Annotated in this window: 16 protein-coding genes; 3 read left to right on the top strand and 13 right to left on the bottom strand. The window is 47.7% G+C overall.

Translation table 11 applies throughout. The features are described 5' to 3' along the window. Positions 1 to 8 precede the first annotated feature (8 nt). From queG to MKY23_RS03325, 3 genes are all read right to left on the bottom strand, one after another. Positions 9 to 1,931 carry a tRNA epoxyqueuosine(34) reductase QueG gene (queG, locus tag MKY23_RS03335; protein WP_339835212.1) on the bottom strand — a complete coding sequence of 641 codons (1,923 nt, stop codon included), beginning with the start codon at positions 1,929 to 1,931 and terminating at the stop codon, positions 9 to 11. Between the two features lie 183 nt (positions 1,932 to 2,114). After that, the gene (lepB, locus tag MKY23_RS03330; protein WP_186809856.1) at positions 2,115 to 2,699 is read right to left on the bottom strand and encodes a signal peptidase I; all 585 of its coding nucleotides are present in this window, start codon (positions 2,697 to 2,699) and stop codon (positions 2,115 to 2,117) included. A gap of 314 nt (positions 2,700 to 3,013) precedes the next feature. Continuing rightward, complete coding sequence (locus tag MKY23_RS03325) at positions 3,014 to 3,439, bottom strand: GNAT family N-acetyltransferase (RefSeq protein WP_090924581.1); 426 nt, start codon at positions 3,437 to 3,439, stop codon at positions 3,014 to 3,016. 417 nt (positions 3,440 to 3,856) lie between these two features. On the opposite strand from MKY23_RS03325, the gene MKY23_RS03320 reads away from it, so the two are divergent. Further along, complete coding sequence (locus MKY23_RS03320) at positions 3,857 to 4,468, top strand: superoxide dismutase (protein WP_123066845.1); 612 nt, start codon at positions 3,857 to 3,859, stop codon at positions 4,466 to 4,468. A gap of 739 nt (positions 4,469 to 5,207) precedes the next feature. Here MKY23_RS03320 and mutY read toward each other — a convergent pair. Further along, on the bottom strand, positions 5,208 to 6,476 hold the full coding sequence (gene mutY / locus MKY23_RS03315; protein WP_339835207.1) for an A/G-specific adenine glycosylase: 1,269 nt from the start codon (positions 6,474 to 6,476) through the stop codon (positions 5,208 to 5,210). Between the two features lie 89 nt (positions 6,477 to 6,565). Continuing rightward, positions 6,566 to 6,976: a holo-ACP synthase gene (gene acpS / locus MKY23_RS03310; RefSeq protein ID WP_154891894.1), complete on the bottom strand. Its 411-nt coding sequence runs from the start codon at positions 6,974 to 6,976 to the stop codon at positions 6,566 to 6,568. A gap of 115 nt (positions 6,977 to 7,091) precedes the next feature. Between acpS and MKY23_RS03305 the strand changes: the two genes are divergently transcribed. Then, positions 7,092 to 7,229 (top strand): hypothetical protein, encoded by a 138-nt coding sequence (locus MKY23_RS03305; RefSeq protein WP_186811802.1) that lies wholly within the window; start codon positions 7,092 to 7,094, stop codon positions 7,227 to 7,229. A 36-nt stretch (positions 7,230 to 7,265) separates the two neighbouring features. On the opposite strand, the gene nadE is transcribed toward MKY23_RS03305, so the two are convergent. The 3 genes from nadE to MKY23_RS03290 form a co-directional block, all read right to left on the bottom strand. Continuing rightward, positions 7,266 to 8,075, bottom strand: coding sequence for an ammonia-dependent NAD(+) synthetase (gene nadE / locus MKY23_RS03300; protein WP_090924930.1), 810 nt, complete (start codon positions 8,073 to 8,075; stop codon positions 7,266 to 7,268). Between the two features lie 162 nt (positions 8,076 to 8,237). Further along, positions 8,238 to 8,672 carry a BrxA/BrxB family bacilliredoxin gene (locus MKY23_RS03295; protein WP_090924929.1) on the bottom strand — a complete coding sequence of 145 codons (435 nt, stop codon included), beginning with the start codon at positions 8,670 to 8,672 and terminating at the stop codon, positions 8,238 to 8,240. 221 nt (positions 8,673 to 8,893) lie between these two features. Next, on the bottom strand, positions 8,894 to 10,588 hold the full coding sequence (locus MKY23_RS03290; RefSeq protein WP_339835200.1) for an ATP-binding protein: 1,695 nt from the start codon (positions 10,586 to 10,588) through the stop codon (positions 8,894 to 8,896). Between the two features lie 188 nt (positions 10,589 to 10,776). Here MKY23_RS03290 and MKY23_RS03285 point away from each other — a divergent pair, with 188 nt between their 5' ends. Then, positions 10,777 to 12,051, top strand: coding sequence for an NAD(P)/FAD-dependent oxidoreductase (locus tag MKY23_RS03285; protein ID WP_339839173.1), 1,275 nt, complete (start codon positions 10,777 to 10,779; stop codon positions 12,049 to 12,051). A 722-nt stretch (positions 12,052 to 12,773) separates the two neighbouring features. Here MKY23_RS03285 and MKY23_RS03280 read toward each other — a convergent pair. The 5 genes from MKY23_RS03280 to MKY23_RS03260 all read right to left on the bottom strand — a co-directional run bounded on the left by MKY23_RS03280 (position 12,774) and on the right by MKY23_RS03260 (position 17,918). After that, positions 12,774 to 13,184: a hypothetical protein gene (locus MKY23_RS03280; protein ID WP_339835199.1), complete on the bottom strand. Its 411-nt coding sequence runs from the start codon at positions 13,182 to 13,184 to the stop codon at positions 12,774 to 12,776. 200 nt (positions 13,185 to 13,384) lie between these two features. Beyond that, positions 13,385 to 14,638 (bottom strand): ABC transporter permease, encoded by a 1,254-nt coding sequence (locus MKY23_RS03275; protein WP_339835197.1) that lies wholly within the window; start codon positions 14,636 to 14,638, stop codon positions 13,385 to 13,387. 16 nt (positions 14,639 to 14,654) lie between these two features. Next, a complete protein-coding gene (locus MKY23_RS03270; protein ID WP_339835195.1) occupies positions 14,655 to 15,392 on the bottom strand; it encodes an ABC transporter ATP-binding protein in 738 nt (245 codons plus the stop codon). A gap of 163 nt (positions 15,393 to 15,555) precedes the next feature. After that, a complete protein-coding gene (locus MKY23_RS03265; RefSeq protein WP_339835193.1) occupies positions 15,556 to 15,963 on the bottom strand; it encodes a type II toxin-antitoxin system death-on-curing family toxin in 408 nt (135 codons plus the stop codon). Positions 15,964 to 16,358: 395 nt separating this feature from the next. Then, positions 16,359 to 17,918: a hypothetical protein gene (locus MKY23_RS03260; RefSeq protein ID WP_339835191.1), complete on the bottom strand. Its 1,560-nt coding sequence runs from the start codon at positions 17,916 to 17,918 to the stop codon at positions 16,359 to 16,361. Positions 17,919 to 17,954 lie beyond the last annotated feature (36 nt).

The raw sequence follows: 17,954 nt of genomic DNA, 5'->3' as shown, positions 1-17,954 counted from the left end.
CCCCGCTCTTACGATTGCTGCTCCAAAGCGAGCAATTGCTCCTTGGTTTGCAGACCGCCTGCGTAACCCACCAGGGTGCCGTCTTTACCACTCATGCGATGACAGGGAATAATAATCGGGATTGGGTTCTTGCTAATAGCATCCAAAACTGCACGTACAGCCTTGGGCCTGCCGATCTTTTCCGCAACCTCTTGGTGGGTTAAGGCTTCTCCATAAGATATATCGGACAGAACCTCCCAAACTTGTAGCTGGAATGCAGTACCATACTGCTTAAGCTGCAAGTCAAATGTCGTTCTTTCCCCAGCAAAATACTGCCCTAGCTGCCCTGCAGCTTCGCTGAGTTTCTCTTCGTTTTTCTCATATCGGTATTCACCGACCCACGTACGGGCCCATTGTTGCAGATGAGCTTCCCGAACATGAAAAGCACCAAAATCGATATGACACAGTCCCTCATCCGTTGCACATAAGGTAAGTGTCCCGATCGGTGTCAACACCTCATCATAATACACAGGTTTGCCGTGAAGCCCGGTTACTGCGGACGGCTTCCATGCAGCTGCTTCAGATCTGCCAGAGGCGACGGATTGCTCAGGTTCAGCGTCACTTTCACTTTTAATAACGTTCGCAGTCCGCTGTGTCTCCTCCCCGAACTCCGTATCTCTTGCTTGAGAAAAAGATGCTGCTTGTGTATATTGCACAGCTTCCACTGTATCTGCTTGTTGTTTCTTCACTTGCTCCGCCTGCGGTCGATCGGGTAAGGTCTCGGACGATAATAATCTCTCCTCGGCCTTCTGCAGCATACTTAGCACGTTCCCATCTTGTTCGATCGCGGCAGCTTCCCCAATAGCTCTCATGGCATCTTCTCCTCCAATTCTGCTCAGCGCCCAGGCAGCGGTTCCCCGCAGTTCCGGACGCGGATCACGCTTCAGTACCTGCGTTAGTTTCGGTACAGCGCTTTTGTCTTTGAAATTGCCCAGTGCAATGACCGCGTTGCGCTGGATCGGCTTTTTGCCCCGCCAAGCGGCAGAGCTTTGACCGAAACGTTCTTTGAATTCACGGTTACCGATATCCAGCAGCGGCAACAGCAAAGGCTTTACAACCTCCGGATCGGGATGAAACTCGGGATGATGATCCCAATTTTTGCCCCGATTTTTCGGACATACAATCTGACATGTATCACAACCGTACAGACGGTTGCCTATTTTCAACATAAACTCTTCATCGAGGAACCCTTTAGTCTGGGTCAGAAAAGAAATACAGCGCTGTGCATTCAATTGCCCAGGGCCAACCAGCGCGCCTGTAGGACAGGCATCGATGCATTTCGTGCATTCCCCGCAATCCTCGGTCACGGGAGTATCTGGCGGGAATGGAATGTTCGTGACAAGCTCACCAAGGAATATCCATGAACCGAATTTGGGCGATATGATCGAGCAGTTCTTGGCACTGAACCCGATCCCCGCCCGTTGGGAGACGGCGCGATCCACAAGCACACCTGTGTCCACCATACTTTCAATGATCGCTTCCGGTACGCGTTCACGAATAAAATTCACCAGCTTGTCCATCGCCGCGCGAAGCACCTGGTGATAATCCTGCCCCCAAGCCGAACGAGCAAAAATGCCGCGGTACGCGCCAGGCTCCGACTTCGGCGGATTGACCATTTTGGACGGATAAGCTACAGCTATGGCGATCAGGGAAGCAGGCTCGCTATCCGGGAGGGAGGGATGCACTCTTTTTTCAATATCCGGTTCTTCAAATCCTGACGCATATCCCTTATCCCGAGACTGCTCTAGCAATGACTTCAAAGAGATAAAGGGGTCCGCTGAAGCAAATCCAATATCATCTATACCCAGTTCCGGGCCTGCCGCCTTGATCTCCTGCTTTAACGCTTCCCATACGGAGGCGGCCTGTGCTGCCCCGGTCCGTACGTTCGTCATTGTTCTTCCCTCTTTTCTATCAGGCACGTAATCTCGTTATCTTTAAACAATGAACGCCCGCCTCACTTAAGAGACCAGGCGCTGAACTATAACGATATATGTCTTGCATACGATTAAATGTACAGCTACGTGCCTGTATGGTTAAACGCAAATTGCGCTTCGAAGTTGTTGTGGTCCAACATTTTACAGCTTTTTCATCTCGGAGAATGGCCAAAAAATAAACTCGGCTTTGCCGACAATCTCGCTGGAAGTTATACTCCCAAACACACGGCTGTCCTTGCTTTTGCCTTCATGACGATTATCTCCCATGACGAAGAAATGATCCGATGCCAGGGTAAGCGGCCCAAAATCAGGGTCCTGTACCTCAATGTCGGTGTAACTCTCTGCCTGCTGAACACCATTTACATATAGATGATGGTCTTTGACCTCAATTGTATCTCCAGGAAGTCCAACGATTCGTTTCACCAGAAAATCTTTCTTGCCTGCATCTTCACTCGGATCACGAAGAACGATCACATCCGACCGGGCCGGTTCGCCGAAATGATAGACCATCTTGTTCACAAACAGACGATCAGACTCGACCAGCGTTGGTTGCATAGACTGTCCTTTGACCATCGACAGATTGAATACAAACAGGTTAAGCAACATCATGATCACAAAAGCCACCACAATGGTCTTCACCCAATCCCACAATTCGGCTGACCAGGACTTCCCTGCCTGCTTGGGGACAGGTTTCTGATTTTGCTCCTCAAACGTCGAATGCTCCATAGAAGGCATATTAGAATTCAAAGAGACACCTCATTTATCAGTTTGTAGATTTAACGTGTAACCTTGGTCGTACTCCTTTTCAGTCTACTCTATTTGGAAGAACGAAACAATTGGAGATGCCCACCAGCATACAGACAATTACAATCTTTTTACACGCTTTGGAAAAAAGGAAACAGGATGCATATCAGCCGCTCCCTCCTCATACAAATAGAAAGGCATATCTCTCACGCCATGATGCGTGAACAGATATGCCTAATATGAAATGAAAATCTCTTTATTTCTTTGTCTAACTACACCGAATTTACCTACATCGATTAAGCCTTGGACAAAATACTAAGTTTCTGAAAAGCACTCAGAATCTTATTGGCCCCATATCCCATTGCTTCATACAAAGGCATGGCTGCTTTGTTGTGCTCATCACCAGCCACCCAAATCTGGCTGACTTTACGCTGCTGGAACCGCTGTTCCATAGCCTCGACAAGTGTTTTACCGACGCCGCGGCGACGATAGTCTGGATGAACCGCAATACGGTAGATGCAACCCTGGTTTTGATCAATCGTACCAATCAAAGCGCCCACGAGGTCTCCCTCTTCTTCCGCAACCATGATCAGGTCAGAATCCCATGACAATTGACGGGCAAACGGGCCCATCGTGTTCTCATAACACTCTTCCGATAGTGCAACCTGGAGAAGCTCCGTCATCTGGCTTGCATCACTCAACTGAAAGGAACGAACGTGCATGTTTTAAATCTCCCTTTTCGTTAGCTTAGATGAGGTTTTACCAAAAAGGGAATCCCCTTTTACCAAAAACCCGATGTTCATATAATGACAAAAAACGAGAAAATACCGCTTCTTCGTCAATTAAACCATACTTTTCTCCATAAAACACGCATTTTCTTCTGAAAGCGCTTTATTGTAAACGTTTACATTGATTTCGCTTAAATTTTAACGATTTTTTCCGTCGAAATCTCATAATTTTACTCATAATGGGTAAAATATGTTTGTTATCTCTGGCCTCGCTTTTGATTAACGGTTCGGGGGACTTAATAAACAAAAATGTTGATTAATTATCCCGAATGCGGTTTAATAATAATGGCAAGGGTATTATTACATATGTACCTTAACAACAAATCACAAAATCTCAGGAGGTATTTCACTATGGCTTTTCAATTACCAGCACTTCCTTACGCTAACGATGCACTGGAACCACATATCGATGCACAAACGATGGAAATCCACCACGATCGCCATCACAACACTTACGTAACTAACTTGAACGCAGCTCTGGAAAGCGCTCCTGAACTGCAAAACAAAAGCTTGGAAGATCTGATCGCTAACCTGGACAGCGTACCAGAAAGCATCCGCACAGCGGTTCGTAACAACGGTGGCGGACATGCTAACCACAGCTTGTTCTGGGAAATCATTGGACCAAACGGCGGCGGCGCACCAACAGGTGACATCGCAGCAGCAATTGATAGCGAACTGGGCGGCTTTGACAAGTTCAAAGAAGACTTCGCTAAAGCAGCTACAACTCGTTTCGGTTCTGGCTGGGCATGGCTCGTTGTAGGCAAAGATGGCAAATTGTCCATCACTAGCACACCTAACCAAGATAGCCCACTCTTCGAAGGTCTGACTCCAGTTCTGGGTCTGGACGTATGGGAGCACGCTTACTACCTGAAATATCAAAACAAACGTCCTGATTACATCGGTGCATTCTGGAACGTAATCAACTGGGATGAAGTAAACAAACGTTACGCAGCAGCGAAATAAGACGCTGTTCGAATAAAAGAGCCTGAATCGATCCTTGTGATCGGTTCAGGCTCTTTGTTATTGAGTGGGGCGTATTGGATATAAGGGGCACGTGTCAGCTAGAGCGGGATGTTACAACATCTGATGGAAGACCATCACGCATGCGGGCAGGCTGTGCCGCAGGGGTCGAAGACTGAAGCCATGCTCACTACACTAAGGCCTCCCAAGGGGCCACGACGCATATCTCGACGCTTATGTGCCTGATCGAGGGGCTGGGGGCCGGTGATGAGCCCGATGCTGGCAGGCCATGCCACGCGCTTACCGTGAATTACCTCCATGCTGGCAGGCCATGCCACGCGCTTACCGTGAATTACCTCCATGCTGGCAGCCATGTCACGCGCTGACCGTGAATTACCTCCATGCTGGCAGCCATGTCACGCGCTGACCTAAGACTGCCAACCTGCGCTAACGATCACCAGGAACGCTATTTGCGCTTTTTTCAGCCAATATAAATTCTAACGATCTCCAGAGACGTTATTTATCTATTTCCGGTGAAATATTACGCCAAATGCACGTTTTCGAGGAAAATAGCGTCTCTCATGATCGTTAGAATTTTGCAGCCCCCATTTCTCACAAAATAAGCTTCCTGGAGATCGTTAGAAATCCCCCAACTCAATAACGGCATCTATCCACTTTCTCTCCCACATCCTTAGAGGTGGTGGTTCATATGATCCCAATGGTTAGCCAGTTGGCCTCATTATTACTCAATTGCCTCATCATAGGCTCCAGCAAAATAGTTGCGAAGAAGCTTCAGAAATACATTAGGGAACGCCAGCTTCTCCATGTCTTCCGGGCCGATCCATTGATAAGTAAGGCCATCACCTTTGCCTGTCATCGCTTCCTGCGCCGTTTGAGCGGCGGTGGATGAAGATGACTGTGCAGCTGGGGCTGATTCTGCCATTGATGCCGCCTGTGCATGATAGGCGGCTCTGGCTTCCGCGGCGATCAGCGGAAGCTCACTGCTCTGGTCCTGCTCGGTGCACTTGTACACCTGCAGGCTCCAGACAATGTGGCTGAACACGTGCTCCGCATGGGTAGCCAGCCCTTCCGGGCGGGCAGCGAAGCCTTCCGCCCACAGACTGCCGGCCAGCAAAGCCATGGCCGGCTCATCCGCCAGCGGCGCTGCCGCCTTACCCGCTGCGGCAGGCGCCGCCAGCACATGCGGCAGCTCCCACATCCGGGCCAGCAGGCCTGTCTCTGGGCGCTGGCGCACAAGCACACGGCCGCGATGAGCACCGCGGCCTTCCACCAGGGCAACCAGCCGCTGCTCAGGGCGCGGCGGCTTCGCTTTGGTCTTGACCGGCAACGTAAGCTCCCTTCCGGCAATTCTGCCGGAACATTGCTCCATCACCGGGCAAGTCAAGCAATGCGGCGCTTTGGGTGTACATACCAGCGCGCCAAGTTCCATCAGCGCCTGATTGAAATCACGCGCCCGCCCTTCCGGAATGAGCTCTCCCGCGAGCTCTTCCATCAAAACCCGGGTGCTACCCTTCATAATATCCTCATCAATGAGGAAATATCGAGACAGCACCCGCATCACATTGCCGTCCACCGCTGGTTGTGGCTGGTTGAAGGCAATGCTGAGGATAGCGCCGGCTGTATACGGGCCGACTCCTTTTAATGCAAAGACGCTCTGCTTGTCCTGCGGCATCTCTCCGCCATGCAGCTCCATAACTTGCCTTGCTGCTGCCTGAAGGTTACGCGCTCTTGAATAATATCCGAGCCCTTCCCAATTTTTCAGCACCTCTTCCTCCGGTGCCTCGGCAAGAGCCTGGACGGTCGGGAAATTCCCGATAAATCGGTTAAAATACGGAATCACCGTATCTACACGCGTCTGTTGCAACATAATCTCCGAAACCCAAGTAAAATACGGATTGTTGTGGCGACGCCACGGCAAATCCCGACGATTAATCATGTACCAATCCAGCAAATTCACGCTGAAATGTCGTTTCTGTTCTTGTAAACCCATATGCCCTTCCTTTCCTGTACCCACGTTTCTCCCGATCTCAGCGCGAGGCAATTCCTCGCCTCATTTTAAATGACGCATCTATACGTATATCACTCAAGCGGTTCACCCGCGCCCTGCTCAATGATCGCAAATGCCGCGGCCAGCTCCGTCTGATGTGTAATGCTTAGATGAATCTGGTATCTCTGACCACACGGTAGCTGAAGCCGCTCCCAGGCCTGACTGGACAAAGTAGCGACTGGACGACCGGACGGATCAGGCAACACTTCGATATCATGAAAACCCATGACAGCGCCGATCCCGCATCCGAATGCTTTAGATACCGCCTCTTTGGCCGCAAAACGCCCGGATACAAACTCCGCCATCCGTTTCCCGCGCCTAGCTGCAATTTCCTGTTCAGCCTGAGTTAAAATACGCTTCATAAATGCCTCTGCCTGGCGTCCAGACAGCAACCTGCGTAACCGTTCTATCTCTAATACATCGTTGCCAATGCCATATATCATAACGATTCACCCGCTTAATCTTTTAGGCTATAAAAGATAATCTTTAGTAATCCCTAATTCAACGAATCCATAGCTTTCCGAACACATATTCTATTGTAGCAGGAGGCGTGCATGGATGCGAGTACCTGTTATCCGCGTTTCCACTTTTGCTAAAATTTTCTCCCTACGAAATGGCGGTAAGTTAGAACAACAAAAAGAGCCGCTGCTCAAGGCAGTGACTCTTTTTGTTAGCAACGACTCATTTGCAAAATAAAGTACGCTACTCGATTACACTTTTAAATCCCCAACCTTAGATACCAGGAATCGCATTCCGTTTGTGATGTGTGCGTGTGTAAAAGGCCTCCAAACGCTCTTGCGCAGCCGGGTCGATCTGCTTGCCTTCAAGGTAATCACTGTTCGCCTCGTATGAGATGCCCAGCTCGTCCTCATCCGTTTGCCCTTCCCATAGTCCGGCCGAAGGTGCTTTGTCCAGAATGGATTGCGGCACTTTCAGGTAAGCAGCCAGCTGACGAACCTGACGTTTGTTGAGAGTGCTCAGTGGTGTGATATCCACGGCTCCGTCGCCCCATTTGGTGTAAAAGCCCGTAATCGCTTCGGATGCATGATCCGTACCTACGACCAGCAGGTTTTCTTCAAAAGAAAGCGCATATTGCATCACCATACGTGTTCTTGCTTTCACATTGCCCTTGCCTTGATGAGTCATATGACGCGGACTGCCAAGAGATTTGAATCCCTGCTCTACTTCCAGCGCGATTTCATTCACGGCATCCTCGATGTTTGTTTCCACAACATGCTTCAGATCGTATGCTTTGGCTACAGCATAACTATCCTGGATATCTGCTTGCTCTCCATAAGGCTGGAACACACCCAGCGTTTTGTACTCTTGATTGTTTTCCGCGGTAAGCTCGTCCGTAGCTTGTTTGCAAAGCGCTGTCGCCACAGCACTGTCAATGCCGCCGCTGATGGCGATCAACAGTCCTTTGGTGCCGGAATTTTTGACATACGTCTTCAGAAAATCCACACGCTTGCGTACTTCCTCAGCTTCATTAATACTCGGTTTAACCTTCAATTCAGCGATGATCTGTTGTTGCAAACTCATCGTTCATACACCCCGTTTCTACTATAATAGAATTTTGATGCTCGTTTGAAAGGTATGTTGGTGTCCAGCTAGAAAGGTTCGAATGGTTCAATAACCTGATCTGTCCAAAATGAAACGCCCCGGCATCGGGCATCCGAAGTGCGGGGCGTTCTATAGAGCAGATTAACGGCAGTAACGTTCAAATGCACTTGTCAGGTCAGCCGCGATTTCCTCTGCAGAACGATCTTCCACTTGGTGACGCTCGATAAAGTGAACGAGTTCTCCGTCTTTCAGCAAAGCAATGGACGGTGAGGATGGCGGGTATGGAGCAAAGAATTCACGTGCTTTCGCCGTTGCTTCCTTGTCTTGACCAGCAAATACGGTGTAGAGATGATCAGGTGTTAAATCGTTCTGAAGTGCTTGAGCAACCCCTGGACGACATTGACCTGCTGCACATCCGCATACAGAGTTAATTACGACCAGTGCTGTTCCTTTAGCATCAGGCAAGCTTGCTTCAACCTCTTCCGGTGTACGCAGCTCCTGGATTCCCAGACGAGTCAGCTCATCCCGCATTGGCTGAACCATATCTCTCATGTATTGATCAAATGACATCGACATTCAGTTTCACTCCTTATAATGGTTGTTCTATGATCTCGTTTGAAAAGTTAGAGGACAATAGCTATGCACCAACGAATGCGTCCATATCGAAAAAAATGGATACACGCTGTGCTATTCCTATTATACATCCCCGTGCAATGAAAGCAAGGTTCAGACAACACCTGCGGAACAGCTTTCTCTCACTTATTATGGCTATTGGTCTGGCAAAATATGCTGACGCTCTAACGTTGAAAGGCAACCTTAAACGTCGTTCCCTGCCCTTCTTCAGATTCAACGGTGATTGTGCCATTATGGCGTTCGACAATGCTCAGACACATGGATAATCCCAGTCCGGTTCCTTTTGCTTTGGTTGTATAGAATGGTTCAAATAGCTTTTCCTGCTTCACTGGCGGTATTCCCGGCCCTGTATCGTGTACACACAGTTCCACCCGGTCATCAACCATCCGTGTTTCCAAGGTAAGCACACCTTTTTCCGTCATGGCTTCCATTCCATTACGAGCAAGATTCAATACGACTTGTTTAATTTCTTTTGCATTCAGATGCAGCTTCGGCACATTATGGGCCAGCATCAGTTCGATGCTCTGACCTCGCAGATTGGCGTCTGCCCACAACAAAGGACTTAGCTCATGAATGATATCGTGTAATTGTGATTCTTCTTTTTCTGCTATACGGTTCTGAGCCAGGGACAGAAAATCATTGATAATGCTGTTGGCTCTGTCCAATTCCTCCATAACGATCCGATAATAATGATTCAGGGATTCAGGACTCTTTTCCTGCATTAACTGAAGAAACCCTCGCACCACAGCCATCGGGTTGCGCACCTCATGCGTGATGCTTGCCGCCATCTGTCCCACCAAGCTTAGACGATCCACATTATCAAGCTCACTACGCAACATCTCAAGCTCGGTAACATCCTGAATAGTGATCATAGCTCCCGAGACTTCCTTCGAGCCTTTCGTAGCATAAGCATAGATCGGCACCGTTCGGGAAAGAAATACATGCGATCCGTATCGCACGGTCAGCACACTTACTTCACCGTGAACAACCGCTTGCTGGATGCTGTGTTCCATCTTATCCGCCTGTTCTTGCTCGACAAATTGACTGGCGTGCTGGCCAATCAAGTTATGTGCTGATGTGCATGGAAGCTGTTCTTTTGCCGTTTGTTTCATCAGTTCGTTTACAAACACAACTTTGCCTTCGACATCTACCGTGGCTATAGAAAGAGGCACTGCATTCAAAATCTGGTGCAGTTTCTCCGTTTCACTTATGTAATGGTGATGTTCTTCAGATAGTTGCTGTTCCATTCCGCGATAACGTCCCATCCGATCCAGCCACAGCTGGCTCATGCCCCCAGCAGCCAGTGCACCTGCTGTATATCCAAGTGCTGACAAAATCAGATGAAGCTTGGAATATGTGGTATCAGGATAGACATAAACCACCCATAACAGACTCGCAACAGCTAGTTCAGCGGTAATGAGCGCGATGACCGTATTCATTTTGCGTGAACACGTATTATGCTTGAATCGTTTGGCAGACAACCATACAATAGGATAGAGAAGTATTCCCGTATGAAGAAGAAATCCGTACAGATCATAGGGATGTGCTAATAGAAAATAGAAGAGAATATGTAGAATAGACAAGGCAGCGCCTATGTGGGCTTTACAATATAGAATCGCAAGAGTAACCGGGATGATACTCAGGGATATAGGAACGGTCTCGGAACCTACAGATAATGCAAAAATCAGACAGAGTAACATACTGATGACACTTGTTGCAGCAAAGCTGAAATTGACTTTACCTGCATGATCCATCCGCATGACCTGTTGTTTGGAGAGACCCAAATATAATAAGGGAATCAGGAATACTGCCGATCCAGCCAGCAGTACTTGTAAAAGAATGTCCTTTAACGCAACCACAATGTCATCTCCTCCTCTGCCTGTACATTCCCTCATTTAATTCTGATTAAAACATAGGCGACAGCTTATTACAATATATCGCTTAAGACTGCAAAATAGAACACCGAATCACCCTGTCTGATTTCAGAAAGAGGCAGTAACAGACATTGTCTATAAAAAACAGACAAAATCAATCAAAAAGAAGGTAAATATGTATGTATGACGTTATCGTAATAGGTGGCGGTTCCGCTGGTCTGATGGCTTGTGTGGCAGCTGCCGAGCACGGAGCATCTGTGCTTTTGCTGGACAAAGGGGATCAATTAGGCCGCAAACTGGGCATCTCCGGCGGAGGACGCTGCAATGTAACCAATGCCAAAGAAACGGATGAGCTTATTCGACATATTCCGGGTAATGGACGTTTTTTACACAGCTCGTTTCAAAATCTGGACAATCAGGGCATCATGCGTTTTTTTGAAAATCTCGGCATTGCCTTGAAAGAAGAAGACAACGGCAGAATGTTTCCTGTCACCGATAAGGCCAAAACGGTTGTTGATGCACTTGTCGGGAAAATCGTCTCTCTTGGCGTCGAGATTCGTACGAAAGAACCTGTTAAAGAGCTTATTCATAACGGTCAGCAAGTGCAGGGTGTTAAGCTCTCTTCAGGCAAAATCATTCACGGCCGCTCCGTCATTATTGCAACAGGCGGCAAATCCGTGCCGCAAACCGGTTCCACAGGTGACGGATATCCTTGGGCTGAGGCGGCTGGTCATACTATCACAGAATTGTATCCAACCGAGGTGCCGATCGTATCTGGAGAGAGCTGGATTCAGTCCAAGGAATTGCAGGGCTTGTCTCTTCGTGACATTGCTCTGTCCGTACTCGATGCCAAAGGTAAAACTGTCATTTCTCACCGTGGAGATATGCTCTTTACCCATTTTGGTGTATCCGGCCCGGTTGCCCTACGCTGCAGTCAGTTTATTCGCAAAGTTCAGATGAAATCAGGGAATACACAGGTCACCATGAGTATCGACCTCTTCCCTGACTTTACCCCTGCCGCGCTGGAAGCACAAGTGAAGCAAGGCCTAGAGCAGGAGTCACGCAAGGCTGTCAAAAATATTTTGAAAACATGGGTGCCTGAACGTCTGGTTCCGCTACTGATGAAACGTGCCGAGATCGGGGACGACCTGACATTTCACCATTTCCCTAAAGGTATGTTAAACCATCTATGCGATTTGATGAAATCCTTCACTTTCCGCGTTGACGGCACAAGATCACTTAAAGAAGCCTTTGTTACCGGAGGTGGAGTTCACTTAAAGGAAATATACCCTAAAACGATGGAATCCAAGCTGCTGCCCGGACTATTCTTTTGCGGAGAAGTACTCGATATTCATGGTTATACCGGAGGTTATAACATTACCGCTGCATTCTCTACAGGGTATACTGCGGGCATGCATGCCGCGGAGTACAGACATGTTAATGCGTAGGTAAGCTGGTGGTTGGTTGGTCATCAGTTGCAGAGATAATTGGATAGTATGTAAGCACCTCTTGGGTAAGCGGCCTATCTATTAGCTCTGGCTTTTGGGAGATGTGTTCATGTATGAATTGCGGGCATAGTATGGACTGAGGCCCACTTATTTGAATGAAATGTTGCGTTGACTGTACTCTACTCTACTGTACTGTGTTTGTGTTGTGTTTGTTCTTGTTTGTGTTGCATTGTACTGCATTGTGTTGGTGTGGCTGACCACCCTCGTCATGAAGCAGTGCATTGCGTGCTGGGCAGGCATAAGGTTTGAACGCTAACGATCACCACAAACCTTATTTCGTGAAAATTGACCCTTTTTAAAATCTAACGATCACCAGGAACGCTATTTGCCACAAAACAGGCTTTTCCAGCTTGAAATGAGCTATTTCTACTAAAATAACGTCTCTGGAGATCGTTAGAGTTTCAAACACCTCTAAATCGAGCAAATAGCGTTCTCTGTGATCGTTAGAAAATGTTCAGATACAGCGATAACCCATGGGACACTCACTCAACCTGCATCATTGGCTTGTACAAAAAGGCACCCTACATGTCATTATCAATGACCGAAGGGTGCCTTTTTTGCTTTGCTTGATACTTTTTACAGCTCCAAGGTAAGTTTCAGATGAACCCTGCAGTTTGCTGCGATAGGTACGGGGGAAATGTATTCGTGTGTGCAGTTTTTCCTCAAGCTTTAACACTGCCGGAAAAACCATCTGCCGAATCATCATAAACCGGGTCATCACTATAATTATGCTCGCCCTGGTCTATTCCTTGATCAACGTTTTGACCGTAATTTACCGACTGGCTTCCGCCGCGTGCATAGCCTTCGTTCCAGTCCTCATTCACCAGATGTGCCGGAATGGATACGTTTTGGAACTGATCCAGTTGATCAACAGAAGAAGCAAACACCGCACTCCCTCCATGTGATTGCACTATTTCTACAGCGGATTGCGGGTCCTGGCGATCTGTCGGGATATATAATTCAAGTGGTGCAGATTGATATGGCTTATAGCCTAATTCCTCCAAGGTTGCTTTTGCCTCAAGCAGTGCCGAAGGATCGGAAAAATGTACTTGAAGCTCACCGTTATCCATCACGCTCTACTCCTCCTCACTATAGATAATTCTATCCTCAGTCTGTGAAACCTATTAAATCCATAAATCCAGAGATACATAAACAGGACGCCCTAATATTCATGTGTTTCACATCCCTTTTCTTCTATAGCATGGGCAGTTCAACCAAGTGATATGCGTCTCGGATAGCAAATTCCTTTCACTCATCGTGATGCAAAAACAAATTATGAACGAGTCTGTCTGATCAAGCCTGCAACGGACACTGAACCATAACCCAATGCCACTGTGCATGCAGCCGTCAGAAAACCGGAAAGCCAACCTAGCCAAAACACTCCCATGACATACCCCATCACTGCAACAAGTGGGAGCAATAACATACGCACCATGATGGAACTTGCTTCATGCAGCGCAGCAGAATCATACGTGACAAGCTGTACATACTCCGACGTAGCCAATCCATCCCAAGCACGGTACAACATCACGGTTAGCATAATGACCAGTAACCCACATACGATGACATTGACCGGAAACGGCGGCAAAGCTACCGCTACGATAGACAACCCACCCAGTTGCAAATACAATTTCAACGTCTCGGAATTCCGAAAAAATGCTTTAAACGCGATCTCTGCTGTCCGATTCGGAATGGAGCGTTTACGAAACAGTTTGCGAGGTTTACGAAAAACAATTGTTCGTGTCTGTGGAGACTTCGGCTTCCTCACGGCCTGACTTAACATCAGTGCAGTCAACCTGAGCCTGCTTCGCAAATCCTCGCGCACATCGCCTTCAAACGTACCTTTCATACGTAATCTCATCTGGATCATCGTAATGAGCAGTAGCAGAACGGCGGCAATACTGAGCATGATTTTCCACGTATACATGTCCCCTAACATCCAAGCCGACGTGCGGACAGTCATCCATCCCATGGCGATCACAAGTGAGGCCAATGAGAGCCAGCGCCGCCATCCCGTATATCGAACTTTGATAGTATGTATAGCAATGACTTGAAGTGACGCTACGGTTCCCAACCAGAAACATGTCAGCACAATCTGTAAAAGAGACATTTCATACACACGAACGAATAGCGGTGCAACCACTGCAGTAATAAGTATCATTTTTCCAAATTGTAACACCGTCACCCGTACAAGTCCTCGCATCATCAGTGTTCGCATCCAAACCCTTCTGGATTTCAGGAACAATACATCCGCTTCTTCGATAAAAAGAAGAACTCCACCCGTCAGGATGATCAGTTCGATAATCCCCGTTAGTAAGGGTAATGGTATACTGGTAGCCCATGTTGGTAATGCTTTCGTCCACAGACTGGCGTACCAGCCCATAAAATATAGCAGACCTGGAATCAGCAGATACAGCCAGACTGTCCAGTCCACCACAAGTTTGAAGTTGCGCCACTGTTCTCGAAGATGCTCTTTCTGTCTTCTCTGATATAGAAGATGGGGGGTATAACGTTTGGGCTCGACCATCAGGTTTCTCCTTTCTTCAATCCGATGTTAACGTGTCAAAACAATCAAACAACGACGCTTCCGGCATTCCCGCCGTAGTCCGAATCTCATCCAATGTTCCTTCCGCAGCCGACCTGCCGGCAGCAATCAAAATAAAACGGTCACATATCCGTTCAGCCGTATCCAGCACGTGTGTAGACATTAACACACCTGCTCCGCGGCGACGCTCATCATCAAGTAATTTCAGAAAATCCTTTGTCGCACGTGGATCTAAACCGATAAATGGCTCGTCCACAATATAGATATCCGGTGAGGAGAGAAAACCGATCATGAGCATCATTTTCTGACGCATGCCCTTCGAGAAACTCGCTGGCAGATCATTGCGAACATGATCCATACCAAAACGGACTAACAGTTCCTCCGCTCTCGCCACGAATACATCTTCTTCTATTTCATACGCTGCAGCAGCCAGGTCAAGATGTTCCCACAAGGTCATATACTCGTAAAAAACAGGCTGTTCGGGAATGTAGGCATAACGCCCTGCCCCACCAATGGTTACATCATAATCGGCATGCTCCAGCAGGCCAAGCAATGTCTTGATGGTTGTACTTTTACCTGCACCATTGGGTCCGATAATCCCGACCAACTCTCCTGGCGCCACGTGCATCCGAATATTCCGGATCGTAGACTGCCCTGGCGCGTAACCTGCTTCGCGAATATGTACGTTCAGGATGGAATTAGGTAAATCTATTTCTTCCTGCGATGCGTGCTGCATGGCTTAACACTCCTGTTCTTATCCTTTTTTACATAATGAACTATTTATATTGTAAATGAGTTTTGAGTATCATGTTTGATCAAATTGAGCAAAAAGTGGGCAAACAAAAACAATAAACCATTAAAACTCCATGATTTATTGCTCATACATTCTTTGATCCCTATTATATTTTCTCCTCAGACCAACAGTGAGTTTGAATCATCGAAGTAAGATCTTCAAATGAATATTTGTGGTTGACCATATCAACCGTAAAATCCTCAGCTAAGGCCTGCTCCATTTTAAAATAAATATGATTGTAACGTAAAAATATGACTAATGCAGTAAAAGCTGTTCGTTTATTCGCATTATGAAAAGGATGATTTTGACCTAACGACTGAAAAATTGCAGCTGCCTTCTCATAGACTATCGGATACGCTTCGTCACCAAAAGCAGATGATTGCGGTCCAAGAACAGCAGATTCAAGCAGATTAGAATCTTTTACACCAATCTGCTCTCCCGGGCTATACCGTTTTATCATCGCAACATTGATCGCAATTACTTCTTGAATATTTATATAACGAATGAGACTCATCTGTCTTTAAGACCTTTCAGAGTTTGATCATACTCATCCATAACAGAAGCTAACGTATCCATAAAATCATTACTTATTCCATTAGGCAAATTTACCTTGACCGACTTTTTATAATAATGTCTCCGCTCGTTTGGTCGATCTCTACCTGAACCATGTCTCCTTGCTCAAGTCCAATTTGCTTGAATGCTTCTGTCATCGTTATTCCAAGGCTGTTACCAAACTTCGTTACTTTCGTTCCATCTCTCTCACCCTACTCACTTAGATTCCTCCTGGAATTATACCATTCAACTGTTATAACAATTTACCATGATTCACCCATGGTATTTAGTTAAAAATAAAAAAAGAAGCAGGGGTTCCGGAGCCCCTGCTTCTTCATGTTAGAGTGAAAACTCATATTATCGATTGCTCTCCACTATGGTCATCGTTTCGTTTTCTGCATCCGCTTTCGCGTTCAGACCCAGATCCAGCATGCCACGGCTTTCGCTGGCATAGCTGCTACTTGCGGTACGTTCACGGTCCTTCACGTTACTGTTGCGTTCGGATTGAGCCATTGTTGCACTCTCTCCTTCCGAATTCGCGTTCAGACCCAGATCGAGCATGCCGCGGCTTTCGCTGGCATAGCTGCTGCTTACGGTACGCTCACGGTCATTCACGTTACTATTGCGTTCGGATTGAGCCATTGTTGCACTCTCTCCTTCCGCTTTCGCGTTCAGACCGAGATCCAGCATGCCGCGACTTTCACTGGCATAGCTGCTGCTTGCAGTACGTTCACGGTCGTTCACGTTACTGTTGCGTTCGGATTGAGCCATTGTTGCACTCTCCCCTTTCGCTTTCGCGTTCAGACCCAGATCCAGCATGCCGCGGCTCTCGCTGGCATAGCTGCTGCTTGCAGTACGTTCACGGTCGTTCACGTTACTGTTGCGTTCGGATTGAGTCATTGTTGCACTCTCTCCTTCCGCTTTCGCGTTCAGACCGAGATCCAGCATGCCGCGACTTTCACTGGCATAGCTGCTGCTTGCGGTACGCTCGCGGTCGTTCACGTTACTATTGCGTTCGGACTGAGCCATTGTTGCACTCTCTCCTTCCGCTTTCGCGTTCAGACCCAGATCCAGCATGCCACGGCTTTCGCTGGCATAGCTGCTACTTGCTGTACGCTCAAGGTCATTCACGTTACTATTGCGTTCGGATTGAGCCATTGTTGCACTCTCTCCTTCGGCTTTCGCGTTCAGACCCAGATCCAGCATGCCACGGCTTTCGCTGGCATAGCTACTACTTGCAGTACGCTCACGGTCGTTCACGTTATTATTGCGTTCGGATTGAGCCATTGTTGCACTATCTCCTTCCGCTTTCGCGTTCAGACCCAGATCCAGCATGCCACGGCTTTCGCTGGCATAGCTGCTGCTTGCAGTACGCTCACGGTCATTCACGTTACTATTGCGTTCGGATTGAGCCATTGTTGCACTATCTCCTTCGGCTTTCGCGTTCAGACCCAAATCGAGCTTACCGCGGCTTTCGCTAGCGTAATTGCTACTTGTGTTGCGTGCTTGACCGTCTCGTGAATACTCGTTCATCGTTGCTGCTTCTCCAGACACATTGGCATTCAGACCGAGGCCCAGTTTGCCAGAGCTACTTTGTTCGCTCGTAACGTCCGTAGATTCGTTATTGTAACGGTTCATGTTCTCGGCGGATACACCGGCGTTTAGTCCCAGATCCAGATTCAATGCACCTCTTGCGTTAGAGGAACCCCCATAGCTGCCAGTATTCCCGTAACCAGCGTCACGTTGTCCTGACAACAATGATCCCAGTTCCAGACGCAGACCTGCATTCAGATCCAAATTACCGCTGCTGTTGCTGTTATAACTATCTGCATAGGTTGCCTGTGAAGCCCCCAGCAATCCAGCTACCAGCGTACCCGACAATACCGACAATTTTACCCAACGATTCACTTTTTTCATGATAATATACACTCCTTCTCATTTTTGGTTGAATTA

This window comes from Paenibacillus sp. FSL R7-0272 (assembly GCF_037969905.1).
GTDB classification, from domain to species: Bacteria; Bacillota; Bacilli; order Paenibacillales; family Paenibacillaceae; genus Paenibacillus; species Paenibacillus polysaccharolyticus.
Note: the sequence above shows the minus strand (reverse complement) of the source record. Positions and strands in the feature narration are given on the sequence as shown.